The following is a 14585-nucleotide window of genomic DNA, read 5'->3' as shown; positions in this document are numbered from 1 at the left end:
GCTTCACTGATCGCATTGGTTGAACTGCCGCACACTCGGCAGTATTAATTAACCTGCAGGCGATCCCTCGACCCTCTGTACGTTATGCTCAATCCGATCCCCATGGCTGGGCGGGGTTGAGGTCACGGTGAATATTAAGTCTTCTGTTGACTCGTTACGCAGCTGATGGGGCATGCCGGCAGGGACGTGCTTGCCCCGGTGAGGATGCAGGGTATAGGTTTCTCCGTCCACTTCCAGCGTCGCGACGCCGGACAGGACGAAGAAGAATTGCTCCGCCTTTTGATGCAGATGGCGCACTTCCGCACAACCGCTGGGAACCCGTTCCTGGATAACGCTTAAGGTTGGGCTTTTAACCAGATGCCAGCCGTCGCAACCTTCTCCCCAGATGTAATGCTCGGCGTTGTCCTTGGATACTACGCACATCCTTTCTTCCTCTAAGTTTTTGTTTTATCGGTGTTTACTAATAATTTGGCGATTATATTCCCTGATATGGAGTTCTGACTCAAGGCGGGCGGTTGCGGTAACTGCGCAGGGTATAAGGCTGGATCCATTATCTGCTCCCCATGAGACCATTTCCGACATAACAGGAACCCGCGTAGTCCTGATTTTTCAGCTAATCTCTTATAGATAAAAAGCTGCGTCGCTCAAAGCCCTGGCGGCGCAGCTTCTCATTCTGGCGCGAGGAGGCGGCCGATCTGCGGCGGCCACTTCTTCGGGCCCGCCGGATAGGCGACGGGAGCTTGGATGTCAGGGAAATCCTCCTCAGCTCAATTGCGGATCTTTACTGCGCTGGTTGTGATTGTCGGCGTCTGTCTTCTTGTGGTGTACATCAGCATTGGTGTGGAGCGCCGCAGAGTTTATGCGGAACTGGAGGCGCTGATGGAGGGGCAGGCTTCTTTCCGTACAGAGAAAATCACCCAGCGTCTGGAAGGGTTGTCCCATGACGTGCGTTTTCTCCTGTTCACCCCTCCTATTCAAGGCATCGTCCGCGCGACGGAAAATGATGGTTACGATGTTCGGGAAGACAGCTCTTTGTCGCTGTGGCGACAACGCTTGAATACGATTTTCTCCGGCTATCTGATTACTCATCCCGAAGTTACGCAAGTGCGTTTAATTGGCGTGGCTGACGGCGGCAGGGAGGTTGTTCGAGTCGACCGCAAAGGCGACCTTCCCGAAATTATCGCGGATGAAGAACTGCAGCAGAAAGCGCAGCGGGATTATTTCCAGGAAGCCATCCGTATTCCTCCCGGCTCTTTGTATGTCTCCGATTTGAACCTTAACCGTGAATATGACATGGTGCAGTGGCCGCATGTGCCGACGCTGCGAGTAGCCACTCCGGTCATCAACAGCGCGGGCAATGCGTTTGGCATACTGGTGATCAATATCGACGTAGGCTCTATGTTCGCTGACATCTCTGCGGAGACCCAGGCGGGCTATCGCTCATATCTAACTAATCAGTCGGGCGATTTTTTGATCCACGCTGATAGCAACAAAGAATTCGGGTTTGATCTCGGTCGGCGCTATCGCTGGGGGGACGAGTTTTCCAATATTCCGGTTGACGCTGAGCTGTTCGGAAATATGTCTCTATTCGACGGTGATGAGGGCGCATTCCTCGCTGTCAGTCGGGAGGCTTCTTTGCAGGAGGGACAGCCGAACCGGGTTCTCAGGCTTTATATCACTTATCCTCAGGAAGCGGCTGAGAAGCGCGTGGGCAGGAACGTTTCCAACATTATGCTGGCTTTGCTTGGGGGCATGGCGGTGGTGGGCGGCTTTCTCTACCTCTACTGGCTGAATATGCGGCAGAGACAGCTGGTCAGCGCCGGGCAGGCGCGTCTGGCGGCGATAGTGGAAAGCGCCCAGGATGCTGTGCTGGGTATGGATTTGGATGGAGTGATCACGGACTGGAACCATGGCGCCGAATTGATGTTCGGCTATCGTGGCGACGAGGCGATTGGACGTTTCGTGCAGAAACTTATCGTACCAGCGGAGCGGGTTGCTGAAGAAACGAGTATTCTGGGCCGGATTGAAGACGGCGGGCCGGTTAAACCCTTCAACACTCAACGTAAGTGCAAGGACGGACGCATGGTGGAAGTGTCGGTGTCCGTATCGCCAATCAGGAATGCGGACGGAGAGATCGTCGGCGCCGCCAAGACGATTCGTGATATCAGCCGACAGATGTCCATAGAGAATCAAATTCGTGAGCTGAATGCGTCTCTGGAGCGTCAGGTCGAGTCGAGGACGGCGGAAATTCAGCGCTATCTGGCGTTACAGCAGGCGATTCTCAATAATGCCGGCAACGCAATTATCGCTACGGATCTGGAGGGCGTGATTACCCTTTTTAATCCCGCCGCCGAGCGCATGTTAGGGTACAGCGCTGATGAAATGGTGGGGAAAAGAACGCCGGCGACCTTCCACCTACGGGAGGAAGTAGTGGCGCGGGCGCGAGAGTTCTCTGAAGAATTGCGCGAGAAGCTGGCGCCTGGGTTTGATGTGTTTATCGCCAAGACCAAGCGCGGACTTCCCAATGAACATGAGTGGACCTATGTGCGTAAAGACGGAAGTCGATTCCCGGTGCAACTGTCCGTGACCGAACTGCTGGACGAAAATAACCGCGCCAGCGGCTATCTCGGCGTCGCAACGGATATTTCCCGGCAGGTGCAGGATCGACGCAATCTGACCTCCATGCGGGATCAGCTGCTGAAAGCGGCGGAAGTGGCGGAGCTGGGGATATGGACCTGGGATCTGACGAGCGACACGCTGACCTGGAACCGGCAGATGTTCGAGATCTACCAGGTTCCCTACGAGCTGAACAATGCCGGCTTGAGTCATCGTCACTGGCGCAACACGCTGCATCCTGAGGATGAAGCCGCGACCACGGCCAAGCTGGAGGCGGCTATGGCGGGAGAGGGGGTTTACGATCCCATTTATCGCATAGTGCGACCCAGTGGCGAGGTGCGTTATGTGCAGGCCGCCGCAGTGGTGGAATTCAATGATCTGGGCAAGCCGATTCTGGTGCTTGGCGTCAACCGAGATATCACAGAGCAGCGTGAGTACGAACAGCGTCTGCGTGAAGCCAAGTCGATGGCCGACAAAGCCAGTAAGGCGAAGTCCGAGTTCCTGGCCAACATGAGCCACGAAATCCGTACGCCCATGAACGCCATTCTCGGGATGGTCAACCTACTCAAGCGCACTGACCTGGAAGAGCGTCAGCGAGACTACGTGCAGAAGGCGGAGTCTTCCGCCCGCGCTTTGCTGGGCATTCTTAATGACATTCTGGATTTCTCCAAAATCGAAGCCGGCAAACTGACCCTGGATTTGGAGCCCTGCAGCCTGGATAAACTGCTGCAGGATGTGTGGGTGATTATTTCCGCGAATATCGGCGACAAACCGCTGGAGGTGCTGTTCGACGTTGATCCGAAAATTCCTGACTGGCTGGAACTGGATGGCCTGCGTTTGCAGCAGATTCTTATAAATCTGGCGGGCAATGCCGTGAAGTTCACGGAGCAGGGAGAGGTGGAGATTTCCGTCAGGCTGGAGTCCGCACAAGACGATAATCTGGTTTTGTCTTTCTCTGTGCGCGACACCGGTATCGGTATCTCTCCAGAGCAGTTGCAGCGCATCTTCGAAGGGTTCACGCAAGCGGAAGCATCAACCGCCCGGCGTTTTGGCGGCGCTGGTCTGGGGTTGGCGATATGTCGGCGTCTGGTGCGCTTGATGGGAGGAGAAATTACGGCGGAAAGCAAGGAAGGCGAGGGCAGCGTGTTCCGCTTTTCTATCTCCTGCCTCAGGGCGCAAGCCTGGAGCGCAGCGAAAAAAGCCTGCAGTCTGCCGAAACGGCTGCGTGTATTGGTGGTGGACGATAACGCCAACACCAGGGAAGTGCTCAAGGGCATTATTGAGTCCTTCGGCTGGACAGCGGATATCGCGGTCAACGGCGAGGAGGGCGTGGCCAAATTATTGGAGGCTGCGGATTTCGCCACTCCTTACAACCTGGTTTTGATGGACTGGATGATGCCGGGTATAGATGGCTGGCGCGCCGCGGAGCTGATCAAGGCGCAATATCCGGTGGGGCAGGCGCCGCTGATCATGATGGTGAGCGCCCAGGCGCGGGATGAAATGGAGCGTCGTCGCCTTTCGTCGCCCAACACCATTGACGGCTATCTCACCAAGCCAGTGACCGCCTCAATGATTCTTGACGCCGCCTCGGACACCATGAAACTGGATCGCTCCCGCAGTTGGCTCAACGACGCGGTCGCCGGCAAGCGCCTGCATGGCATGACCATATTGCTGGTTGAGGACAACCCCACTAATCAGCAGGTGGCCATGGAGCTGTTGCAGAGCGAAGGGGCGAACGTAAGCATTGCCGGTGACGGTTTGGAAGCGGTGGCGGCGATACAGAGCGCGGAATCGAAGTTTGACGCTGTGCTGATGGATATCCAGATGCCGGGAATGGATGGTTACACCGCCACCCGTGAGATTCGCGGCAAACTGAAAATGAACGCGCTGCCCATTATCGCCATGACCGCTAACGCAATGTCCTCGGACCGGGAGACGGCGCTATCCGTCGGGATGAACGAGCATGTCGGCAAACCCTTCGACTTTGATCACTTGCTGGATGTATTGATAAAACAAACGGGCTGGGATGGTGCGCCATTAACAGACGTGGAAATAGAAAACAAAATAGAATCAGAAACAGTCATGGAAAAAGAAACAGCTACACCGGAAAAAGCCGCCTGCGCGGTAGAGAGCAGCGGCGCCATAGACGCCTCTTGCGCGCTGGCGCGGATGAACGACAACTGGGGGATATACTGCCGCGCCATTCAGTTATTTCTGCGTGACGCGCCGAAAATGATGGAGCTCTATCCCACACAATGGCCCTCAGAGCCCGAGGAGACCCAGCGGAATTATCACAGCCTCAAAGGCATGTCCTCTACGGTGGGGGCCAACAGAGTGTCGGAGCTGGCGGCGCAACTGGAAAATCTGGTGAAAGGGGAGCGTGACGACGCCCGCTATCAGGCGTTGCTGGAGCAGCTCAGGCTGAGCATCAAGGCGGCTTACACGGAGGCGGAATTACTGCTGCAGCGGCGTGAAGTCGGTTAACGGTCTTTCGACTATGCTTAAGGACTTTGAATGGTAAAGCGATGAAAAAAATAGTCATATTTATTGCACTGACGCTGTTCGCTATAGGCGCGCAAGCGGCGGAGCTCAGTAAGCAGGCCTTGCAGGGAAGCTGGTTGATTCTGTCCATGAACGGAGAGTCTGACGACGAGAACGACAAGTGGGAGTTTGAGGGCGATAACTTCTATCAGAACCTGGGCGGACGGCGCATTTATCCTGACGCTTTCACGGTGAAAGGGCAAACCATTGACCTGGGCTACGCTAAAATCAAAGTGCTGGCTTTCGACGGCGACACGATGACGGCGGATATGGCGGGCTTCACCTACGAACTTAAAAAGGAGTGAGACAGTTCAAAATAAGGAGAGCTGATAGTTCGCCTTCGCGGTTACGCGCTGGCGGTCGTGAGTCTATGTGAGCATAATGCCGCCCGGATTTAATCGAGCGGCTGTCGATGCACAGGACTAACAGCCTCCAGTAGCGCAAGGATCATATGAAGTTACGAGTATTACTGTTCACGCTTATCACCGGGCCGTTTTTTAGCGCGTTTTCCTTGGTGACGGTTTTCTTCGTAATGGGCGCGATTCAAGCTCCTGACTTTTTCATGGACAGGGGCGTTGAAACGCTGGGAGTCTATTTAGGTTCTGTTTTCATCTCCACCATTGCGGGTTATCTGGTGGCCTTTATGGGGGTCGAGGAGCTGCCGCCTGGCCTTTTCCCTCTTATCATCTATTCAGTCTTATTTTCAGTCGCTGTCAGTCGATATTTCCTGTGGACCTACTTTAAGGAATATTCGAGAAAGACGGTGGTTTTGCATATCACACTGATTAGCATGGTCGTCGCCTTGCTCGACTACGGTTTGTTTTTTCTGCTTTTTTCTCTGTCACCTAAAATGAGTTTCGTTATGCTGTATATGGTTCTGCCGACCAGCATTGTTCTGGGGGTTATCTGCGGTGTCTGGGAGAGCGGTAAAGAGAATCGCAAAGGCGTAAGGAAAGAGGAAGTGAGTAAGGAGAAAAGGCGTTTACGCCCGAGTGCTGAGCCTGTGAGTACTGAGGCGGAAGAAAAGCTTCAGACGACGGATGTCATCTGAAGCGGTGCGATCTATTTCAGCCTTTAGCCGGAGAGCGTCCAGCAGACTTACCGCGTTTGGGCCCGGCGCCCTGACGGGGAGGCAGGCCAGTGTGCTGGGTTAGAACCCGGCCTTTGCGCGGCTGTCCGCCTTGTGGATTCAGCTTGGAGCCGTACTTCTTGGCGCTGGGGTGATTCGCTGGCTGCGTCGGCGGCACCAGGTGCTTCTTGCCGTAGCCAATCAAATGCGCCTTGCCCATACGCTGCAGGGCTTCTCTGAGCATGGGCCAGTTGTCCGGATCGTGATAGCGCAGAAACGCCTTATGCAGACGGCGCTGCCGTTCGCCTTTCGGGATGTATACCTTGTCCGTCTTATAGTTGATGCGGTGCAAGGGATCGCGCTCAGAGTGATACATGGCGGTGGCGCTGGCCATCGGAGAAGGATAGAACGCCTGCACCTGATCGGCGCGGAAGCCGTTTTCCTTCAGCCACATCGCCAGATTCAGCATGTCTTCATCCGTGGTGCCTGGGTGGGCGGCGATGAAGTAGGGAATCAGATACTGTTCTTTACCCGCTTCTTTGGAGAAGCGTTCGAACATCTCCTTGAACTTGTAGTAGGTGCCCATGCCAGGCTTCATCATTTTCGACAGGGGCGCTTCCTCAGAATGCTCCGGTGCGATTTTCAGATAGCCGCCGACATGGTGAGTCACCAGCTCGCGTACGTATTCCGGATCTTCCACGGCCAGGTCATAGCGTAAGCCGGAGGCGATCATCACCCGCTTCACTCCGGGCAGCGCGCGGGCGCGACGGTAGAGCTGCGTGGTCTCCGAATGATCGGTTTTCAGGTTCTTACAGATTGTCGGATAAACGCAGGACAGGCGACGGCAGTTGGCGTGAATCTCCTCGCTCTTGCAGTTGAGGTGATACATGTTGGCGGTGGGACCGCCCAGGTCGGAGATAGTACCGGTAAAGCCGGGCGTCTTGTCGCGAATGTTCTCGATCTCGCGGATGACGGAGTCCTGGGAACGGCTTTGAATCCAGCGCCCTTCGTGCTCAGTAATGGAGCAGAAGGAGCAGCCGCCGAAACAGCCGCGCATGATGTTCACGGAAAAACGGATCATGTCATAGGCGGGAATACGCGCCTTGCCGTACGCCGGATGAGGAATGCGCTGATAAGGCAGTTCGAAGACGTCATCCAGTTCTTTGGTCTGCAGTGGAATCGCCGGCGGGTTCACCCACAAGAAGCGGTCGCCGTGCTTCTGCGCCAGGTTATGGGCGTTGGCGGGATTGGTTTCCAAATGCAGAACGCGGGAAGTGTGCGCGTACAGGACGGGATCGTTGCGCACTTTTTCATAGGACGGCAGCAGAATAAAGCGCTTGTGGCCGCCGCTAGGCGGCAGAATATGCACTACTTGCTCTTCCGGTTCATTAGCGGCGGCCTGCTTGGAGCCGCAACCTTCCTCCGTCCCTTCCTCATTGGCGTATGCGTAAGGATTGGGGAGCGGGTCGACGCGCCCGGGTTTGTCGATGCGGGTGGAGTCTTTCACTTCCCAGTCATGGGGCAGCTCCGACAATACACAGGCTGTGCCGCGAATGTTGGTCATATCTTTCAAATGCTCGCCGGCGGCGGCGCGATGGGCGATCTCCACCACGGCTCTCTCCGCGTTGCCGTAGACCAGCAGGTCGGCTTTGGAGTCGAACAATACCGAGCGGCGCACTTTATCCGACCAGTAATCATAATGAGCGATGCGGCGCAGGCTGGCTTCGATGCCGCCGACCAGCACCGGCACGTCGCTATAGGCTTCTTTACAGCGCTGGGTGTACACCAGAACCGCGCGGTCGGGGCGTTTGCCGCCTTCGTTATTGGGCGTGTAAGCATCGTCGTGACGCAGTTTGCGGTCCGCGGTGTAGCGGTTGATCATGGAGTCCATGTTGCCGGCGGACACGGCGTAGAACAGGTTGGGCTTGCCCAACGCCATGAAGGCGTCCTTCGACGACCAGTCCGGCTGCGCAATGATGCCGACGCGGAAACCGTGGGATTCCCACAGGCGTCCAATCACCGCCATGCCGAAGCTGGGGTGATCGACATACGCGTCGCCGCTGATGATGATAATGTCGCAGCTATCCCAGCCCTGCGCCTCCATCTCCTTGCGTGACATCGGCAAAAATTCCGCCGTGCCGAAGCATTCGGCCCAATAGCGTTGATAGGAAAACAGAGGACGCGCCGCGTGCATACAGAACTCACCGGGAGGATTGATTAAAAAATGGCCGAGTATTTTACTCGATTATTACTGCGGACGCGATAGCGGAGTCCCGGCGCAGAGAAGAATTCCCCTTCTGCCGGGTATTACAGGGTCCCAACGGCGCTGCCTCCTGAGTCTGCTTTACTCAGGAGGCAGGCGTTTGCGTATTCTCTCCGTCAGCGCCTGATTCTGAGTGCTCGCAACCGACTGCTGGCGTTGGTGCAGCGCAACTTTCGCCAGCATATGCGCCGTGACTGGCGCGGTGATCATGACAAACAGGGTGATCAGCAGTTCATGGGCGGAAAGGCTCTGCTCACGCACGGTGAAGGCGATGATGGAGGCGATCAACAGCGATCCCATACCTACTGTCGCGGCCAGGGTTGGCGCATGTAATCGGGTATAAAAGTCGCTCATTTTCAGCACGCCAATGGAGCCCAGCAGGGCGAAGAGTCCTCCAAGCAGGACCAAGGCGCAGATAATCAGTTCTACCGTAAAGCTCATATCAATGATCTCACACTCTTTCAGACGTCATTCAATAATGTCGCCGCGCAGGAGAAACTTGCACAACGCCGCGGTGCTGGCGAAACCGAGCATGGCCACCAGGAGTGCGGCCTCGAAGAACAGGGCGGCGCCCTGCCAGAGTCCGAACAGAACGATTAGCGCCATGCTGTTGAGGTACATGGTTTCCAGAGCCAGAATCCGGTCGGCGGATTCCGGGCCCAGCAGCAGACGCCAAAGGTTCAGGAGCATGGCGATGGAAACCATGCCGATGGCGATTTGCAAAGCCAGATTCAGCATTCGAATATCTCCTTCAAGGCGGCTTCATAACGGCCCTTGAGATGCGCAATCAGCTCGGCCTCGTCGTCCAGGTGCAGAGTGTGGATGTAAAGCCAGAGCTTATCCTCGGAGACTTCCACGCTAACGGTGCCGGGGGTCAACGAAATGGTGCCGGCGAGAATGGTGAGTGGGAGAGGTTCGTGCAGCTCCAGCGGCAAGGCCACGAAGGCGGGTTGTAAACGTCGATTTGGCCCCATGATCAACAGGGCGACGCGGAAGTTATCGCGAATAATGTCGCCCAGCACGCGCAGAACATAGCGGATCGCCAGTACAGGCCGCTTCATGCTGGGTTGCGGGTCGCCAAGTCGGACGGTCAGCCGTGGAATCGCGACAGCCAATAAAGCGCCCAGCGCCAAGTGTCCCGGCGCTGCGCTGTTGTTGAGCATCAGCCAGGCGACAAACAGCAGCAGACTGAGCCAGGGCGAGGGAAGCCAGAACAGGCGTAAGCGGTTGACCATCATGAGCCTCCTTGTTGCATCATGCCGCCCAAGGCGGCTGAGTCATGCAATTGTGTTGCGGCGGCGTCAGCGAACTCTGTCACGGGACCGCCGAACACGACCAGCAAAGGCGACGCCGCCAGCAGCAGGTAGACTGCGATCATCCGAAGCGCTGGCGTAGGCTCCGCCAGGGGCGAGTCCTCACTGTGACGCCAGAACAGGGATGAGCCGGCGCGGGACAGTGCGATAATCGCCGCCAGACCGCTGATCAGCACAACGGGCCAGATCAAGCCGGCTTCCACGGGACCCTCAGTGGCTTGCAGCAGCAATACCTTGCCGACGAAGCCGGACAATGGCGGCGCGCCAGTGACGGCGATGGCTGCGAGGAGAAAGGCCACGCCCAAAGCGACCGGGCGCTGCATACGCCGTGACGCGACGAAACGGTCCTCCGCCTTGCCGCGCTGTCGACCAATCATATCCGCCAACAAGAACAAGGCGCCGGTAACCAGGGTGGTGTGAATGGAGTAATACAGCGCCGCAGCGGTGGCGTCGGCGCGTTGCAGGGCGATGGCGGTCAGCAGAATACCCATGGAGACCAGCGTCAGGTTGGCGGTCAGCGTACGCAGACTGGGACTGGCGAGAGCGCCGATGGAGCCGATGACCAGCGTCAGCAATGCCAGAGGCTGCAACCAGGGGGTGGCTATTTCCGCCAAAGCGCCAGCGCCGGCCCCGAAAATTGTCGTATGAATGCGCAGGATGCTGTATGCGCCCACCTTGGTCATGATGGCGAACAAGGCCGCCACTGGCGCGGAGGCGGAGGAGTAGGAACGCGGCAGCCAGAAGTAGAACGGCAACAACGCCGCCTTCAGGCCGAACACCGCCAATAAGAGCAACCCGCCGGCTTTCGCCAACGGTTGCTCATCTGGTCCCAATAGCATTGCTTTGGCGGCCATATCCGCGATATTGAGCGTACCCAGGACGCCATACAGCGTTCCCAATGCGAACAGGAACAGACAGGAGCCCACCAGGTTAATAATCACGTAATGCACTGCCGCCCGGGTCTTCTGCTTGCCGCCGCCATGGATCAACAATGCATAGGAGGCGATAAGAAGAACTTCGAAGAAAACGAACAGGTTAAAGATATCGCCAGTCAGAAACGCGCCGTTGACGCCCATGAGTTGGAACATAAACAGTGGATGAAAGTACATGCCATTTTTGTCGTCGCCGGCGCAGGCGTACAGTAACGCGCCGAGGCCCAACAGAGAGGTCAGCAACGTCAACAGAGCGGAAATGCGATCCGCTACCAGTACAATGCCGAAGGGCGAGGGCCAGTCTCCTAATGCGTAGGTCAGCGCGCCTTCCAGATGGGTCCGCTGCAGCAATATGACGGATGTGGCGATCAACGCCAGATTCACGGCGACGGCGACGAATCGCTGTCTGGGCAGAGAATGGCAGAGCGGTGGCAGTAATAACAGCACGCCCGCCAGCAAGGGAATGACGATGGGGAGTATTGGCAAGTGCAGCATCACCCTTTTCTCCCCGTACGTCTTTGCACCAGAGAAGGCTCTGAGGGAATGCGTCCGTCCACATGGTCATTGCCCAGATCCGCCCGCGACCGCATCGCCAGTATGACCAAAAAGGCGGTCATGGCGAATCCAATGACGATGGCGGTCAATACCAGAGCCTGCGGCAGAGGATCGCCGTACTTTTCGGATGAGCCCAAGACCGCTGCGCCGTACAGGGTGAGGCGACCGCTGGCGAACAGGAACAGGTTAACGGCGTAGGACAGCAGCGTCAGTCCCAGCACTACGGAAAAAGTGCGTCCGCGCAGGCATAAAAATACGCCACAGGCCGTCAGCAGGCCGACACAGAATGCGTAAACGCCTTCCATTTAAAACTCCTCTTTTTGATGCGTCGCCGGCGCGCGCGAGGCGTCGCCATTTTCAATAAAAGACGGGCGTTCGCTGGTGGTGAGTTTGCCCAGGTTCGCCAGGATCAACATGGCGGCTCCCACCACGGTCAAATAGACGCCAAGATCGAACAGCATGGCGCTGGCGAGTTCGAAGTCGCCGATCCAGGGCAGATGGAAATGATCGAACCAGCTGGTCAGGAAGGGGCGTTCGAATAGCCAGGCGCCGACGCCGGTAAGGGCCGCCAGCAGAATGCCGCCAGCAATCAAAGCCTGATAGTTAATATGTACTCGGTGTTTGATCCAATCCACGCCATGGGCGATGTATTGCTGAATAATCGCCACGGCGGTGATCAAGCCCGCAATGAAGCCGCCGCCGGGAAGGTTATGGCCGCGCAGCAGGATGTATACCGACACCAGCAACGCCAGGGGCAACAGGTTCTGCGACACCAGGGCCAGTATCATCGGATGACGATCCTGGCTCCAGGGGCGGCCGTTTTCATCTCCCGCAGGCATATACAATCGCATGCCGGCGATCAGCTTGTATATCCCCAGGGCGGCGATGCCCAGCACGGTGATTTCTCCCAGCGTGTCGAAGCCGCGGAAGTCCACCAGAATGACGTTGACCACGTTATCGCCGCCACCACCGGTTTTGCTGTGAGTCAGGTAGTAATCGGAAATACTCAGCAGCGGACGCGTCATCAATGCATAGCTGATGCTCCCGACCACGCCGCCTATCAGCGCTGCAAGACTGAGGTCGCGGGTCAGCCGGTTGGGGCTGGACTCTTTAAGGGACGTCTGCGGCAGGAAGAACAGCGCCAACATCAGCAGAATGACGGTAATGATCTCAACGGACAGTTGCGTCAGCGCCAAGTCTGGAGCTGAGAAGTAAGCGAAGGCGATTGAGACGATCAACCCCGTCACCGACAATGACAGCAGGGCGATAAAGCGCCGTCGCGCCCAGATCACAGTCGCCACCGCGCTCAGGCTCAGGAGGATGGCCCCGGTCACCACCACGCCGTTGAGTTCAAGCTGTGGGCGGGGGCCGGCGCTGTGGTGTAAATCCAGCAAGGGACCAGCCATAAACATCAACGCGAACAATAAAAGCAAAAATACGTAGCGTTGCAGAGAGCCGTTCTCCAGAGCGTCGATGATGCGCACGCACTGTTTGGAGATATATTGCACGACACCCTCGAAGGTTTGTTTGGCGTCATGTTGAGGAAATTGGGCGTGGAACTGGAACAGCGTGCGCCGGTTGTAATAGATGTAGAGACCGCCAGCCATGGCCGCCAAACTCATCAGCATGGGGATGTTGAAGCCATGCCAGATGGCGAGATTATAATCCGGCAAACGCCCATTGAGCACTGCAGCCGAAGCAGCGTTCAGCAGGTTGTTGACAACATAGTTGGGGAATACCCCCACCAGCAGGCAAAGCGCGACCAGTATCTCCACCGGAACCTTCATATAGCGGGGCGGCTCGTGCGGCGTACGCGGCAAATCAATCGGGTCGCCGTTGAAAAAGACATCGTGGATAAAGCGCAGCGAATACGCCACGGAGAACGCGCCGCCGACAGTCGCCAGGACCGGAATGACCCAGGATAATCCGCCCAGAGTGCTCTGGTCCAAGGTCTCCGCAAAAAACATTTCCTTGGACAGAAAGCCGTTCAGCAACGGCACGCCCGCCATGGAGGAGGCCGCCACCATGGCCAGCGCCGCCGTATGCGGCATGTATTTCCAGAGCCCGTTGAGTTTGCGCATATCACGAGAGCCGGACTCGTGGTCGATAATGCCCGCCGCCATAAACAGCGAGGCCTTGAAGATGGCGTGATTGATGATGTGAAACACCGCCGCAACGGCAGCCAGCCGGGTGTTCATCCCCAGCAGCAGGGTGATCAATCCGAGATGACTGATGGTGGAGTACGCCAGCAGCCCCTTCAAATCGTGTTGAAACAGCGCAGTGAAGGCGCCGTAGAGCAGGGTGATCAAACCGGTCATGCTAACCGCCAGGAACCACATGTCGGTGCCGGACATGGCCGGATACATGCGCGCCAGCAGAAAAATGCCCGCTTTCACCATGGTGGCGGAGTGCAGATAAGCGCTGACCGGCGTCGGCGCCGCCATGGCGTGAGGCAGCCAGAAGTGAAACGGAAACTGAGCGGACTTGGTAAACGCACCCAACAACAGCAAAATCAACGCGATAGGATAAGCGGGGTCCGCCTTGATCAGCGCGCCATTGGCCAACACGGTGTCCAGACTGTAGTCGCCGACAATATGCCCGATCAGCAACAGTCCCGCTAATAACGCAAGCCCTCCCGCCCCCGTGACGGCCAGCGCCATGCGGGCGCCCTTGCGGGCGTCGCTTTTATGAGACCAGAAACTGATCAGCAGGAATGAGCTGATGCTGGTGAGTTCCCAGAAAATCCACAGCTGCAGCAGGTTATTGGATAACACGATGCCGAGCATCGCCGTCATGAACAGGAGCAGGTAGGAGTAAAACCGCCCCATGTTTTCCTGCTCTGAAAGGTAGTAACGCGCGTACAGAATCACCAGCAAACCGATGATCAGTATCAACAGGCAGAATAGCAGGCCGAGCCCATCGAGTCGGAAAGCCAGTTGCAGCCCGATGGCGGGTATCCAGTCCAGGCTGAAGCGGAGGGTCTCGCCATCCAGTACAGCTTGCGCCTGGATCAATACATAGGCCAGCGCCCAGGCGGGAAACAGCGCGACGGAGAGCGCCAGGGCGCTGCGGCCCGAGCGTCCGGAGAATACAGGAACCAATGCTCCCAACAGGGGAGCCAGTGGGATTAAATACAAACTCATCCGCAGACGTACTCCTTTGTTTTTCCTACCCGTCAGTATGGCGCGGAGCTTCCGGACGGGGCCTTACACTATAAAGGTCTGACTGCAAAAGGGAATGCTCAAGGCAGGATTATAGTCTCTCCGGCGCGTCGGGACGGGGTTGAGGCGAAAAAA

The 14585-nt window shown here is 57.0% G+C and carries 11 protein-coding genes; 3 read left to right on the top strand and 8 right to left on the bottom strand.

Going from position 1 to position 14585, the window contains the following annotated elements; genetic code table 11:
* Positions 1–48: 48 nt before the first annotated feature.
* Entirely contained in the window at positions 49–423 is a 375-nt protein-coding gene (locus O5O45_RS22170) for a cupin domain-containing protein (protein ID WP_305901512.1), read from the bottom strand.
* Between the two features lie 321 nt (positions 424–744).
* On the opposite strand from O5O45_RS22170, the gene O5O45_RS22165 reads away from it, so the two are divergent.
* From O5O45_RS22165 to O5O45_RS22155, 3 genes are all read left to right on the top strand, one after another.
* A complete protein-coding gene (locus tag O5O45_RS22165) occupies positions 745–5100 on the top strand; it encodes a PAS domain S-box protein (RefSeq protein ID WP_305901511.1) in 4356 nt (1451 codons plus the stop codon).
* 41 nt (positions 5101–5141) lie between these two features.
* Positions 5142–5462 carry a hypothetical protein gene (locus tag O5O45_RS22160; RefSeq protein ID WP_305901510.1) on the top strand — a complete coding sequence of 107 codons (321 nt, stop codon included), beginning with the start codon at positions 5142–5144 and terminating at the stop codon, positions 5460–5462.
* A 146-nt stretch (positions 5463–5608) separates the two neighbouring features.
* A complete protein-coding gene (locus tag O5O45_RS22155; RefSeq protein WP_305901509.1) occupies positions 5609–6208 on the top strand; it encodes a hypothetical protein in 600 nt (199 codons plus the stop codon).
* A gap of 16 nt (positions 6209–6224) precedes the next feature.
* On the opposite strand, the gene O5O45_RS22150 is transcribed toward O5O45_RS22155, so the two are convergent.
* The 7 genes from O5O45_RS22150 to O5O45_RS22120 form a co-directional block, all read right to left on the bottom strand.
* The gene (locus tag O5O45_RS22150; protein WP_305901508.1) at positions 6225–8420 is read right to left on the bottom strand and encodes a YgiQ family radical SAM protein; all 2196 of its coding nucleotides are present in this window, start codon (positions 8418–8420) and stop codon (positions 6225–6227) included.
* A gap of 150 nt (positions 8421–8570) precedes the next feature.
* Complete coding sequence (locus O5O45_RS22145; protein WP_305901507.1) at positions 8571–8930, bottom strand: Na+/H+ antiporter subunit G; 360 nt, start codon at positions 8928–8930, stop codon at positions 8571–8573.
* A 27-nt stretch (positions 8931–8957) separates the two neighbouring features.
* Positions 8958–9227 carry a K+/H+ antiporter subunit F gene (locus O5O45_RS22140; protein WP_305901506.1) on the bottom strand — a complete coding sequence of 90 codons (270 nt, stop codon included), beginning with the start codon at positions 9225–9227 and terminating at the stop codon, positions 8958–8960.
* Positions 9221–9724 carry a Na+/H+ antiporter subunit E gene (locus O5O45_RS22135; RefSeq protein ID WP_305906237.1) on the bottom strand — a complete coding sequence of 168 codons (504 nt, stop codon included), beginning with the start codon at positions 9722–9724 and terminating at the stop codon, positions 9221–9223. Before O5O45_RS22135 ends, O5O45_RS22140 begins: the two co-directional genes overlap by 7 nt.
* Positions 9724–11229 carry a monovalent cation/H+ antiporter subunit D gene (locus O5O45_RS22130; RefSeq protein WP_305901505.1) on the bottom strand — a complete coding sequence of 502 codons (1506 nt, stop codon included), beginning with the start codon at positions 11227–11229 and terminating at the stop codon, positions 9724–9726. Before O5O45_RS22130 ends, O5O45_RS22135 begins: the two co-directional genes overlap by 1 nt.
* The gene (locus O5O45_RS22125; protein WP_305901504.1) at positions 11229–11594 is read right to left on the bottom strand and encodes a Na+/H+ antiporter subunit C; all 366 of its coding nucleotides are present in this window, start codon (positions 11592–11594) and stop codon (positions 11229–11231) included. Before O5O45_RS22125 ends, O5O45_RS22130 begins: the two co-directional genes overlap by 1 nt.
* The gene (locus O5O45_RS22120) at positions 11595–14432 is read right to left on the bottom strand and encodes a monovalent cation/H+ antiporter subunit A (RefSeq protein ID WP_305901503.1); all 2838 of its coding nucleotides are present in this window, start codon (positions 14430–14432) and stop codon (positions 11595–11597) included.
* Positions 14433–14585: the final 153 nt, after the last annotated feature.

Origin of the sequence: Hahella sp. HNIBRBA332, assembly GCF_030719035.1 — a bacterium.
Lineage (GTDB): Bacteria > Pseudomonadota > Gammaproteobacteria > Pseudomonadales > Oleiphilaceae > Hahella.
Note: the sequence above shows the minus strand (reverse complement) of the source record. Positions and strands in the feature narration are given on the sequence as shown.

Bases quoted from the DNA above. Each gene is read 5' to 3' on its own strand.
- O5O45_RS22150 (WP_305901508.1), bottom strand. From the start codon at position 8,420: ATGCACGCGGCGCGTCCTCTGTTTTCCTATCAACGCTATTGGGCCGAA.
- O5O45_RS22165 (WP_305901511.1), top strand. From the start codon at position 745: ATGTCAGGGAAATCCTCCTCAGCTCAATTGCGGATCTTTACTGCGCTG.
- O5O45_RS22145 (WP_305901507.1), bottom strand. From the start codon at position 8,930: ATGAGCTTTACGGTAGAACTGATTATCTGCGCCTTGGTCCTGCTTGGA.
- O5O45_RS22135 (WP_305906237.1), bottom strand. From the start codon at position 9,724: ATGGTCAACCGCTTACGCCTGTTCTGGCTTCCCTCGCCCTGGCTCAGT.
- O5O45_RS22155 (WP_305901509.1), top strand. From the start codon at position 5,609: ATGAAGTTACGAGTATTACTGTTCACGCTTATCACCGGGCCGTTTTTT.
- O5O45_RS22170 (WP_305901512.1), bottom strand. From the start codon at position 423: ATGTGCGTAGTATCCAAGGACAACGCCGAGCATTACATCTGGGGAGAA.
- O5O45_RS22130 (WP_305901505.1), bottom strand. From the start codon at position 11,229: ATGCTGCACTTGCCAATACTCCCCATCGTCATTCCCTTGCTGGCGGGC.
- O5O45_RS22120 (WP_305901503.1), bottom strand. From the start codon at position 14,432: ATGAGTTTGTATTTAATCCCACTGGCTCCCCTGTTGGGAGCATTGGTT.
- O5O45_RS22125 (WP_305901504.1), bottom strand. From the start codon at position 11,594: ATGGAAGGCGTTTACGCATTCTGTGTCGGCCTGCTGACGGCCTGTGGC.
- O5O45_RS22160 (WP_305901510.1), top strand. From the start codon at position 5,142: ATGAAAAAAATAGTCATATTTATTGCACTGACGCTGTTCGCTATAGGC.
- O5O45_RS22140 (WP_305901506.1), bottom strand. From the start codon at position 9,227: ATGCTGAATCTGGCTTTGCAAATCGCCATCGGCATGGTTTCCATCGCC.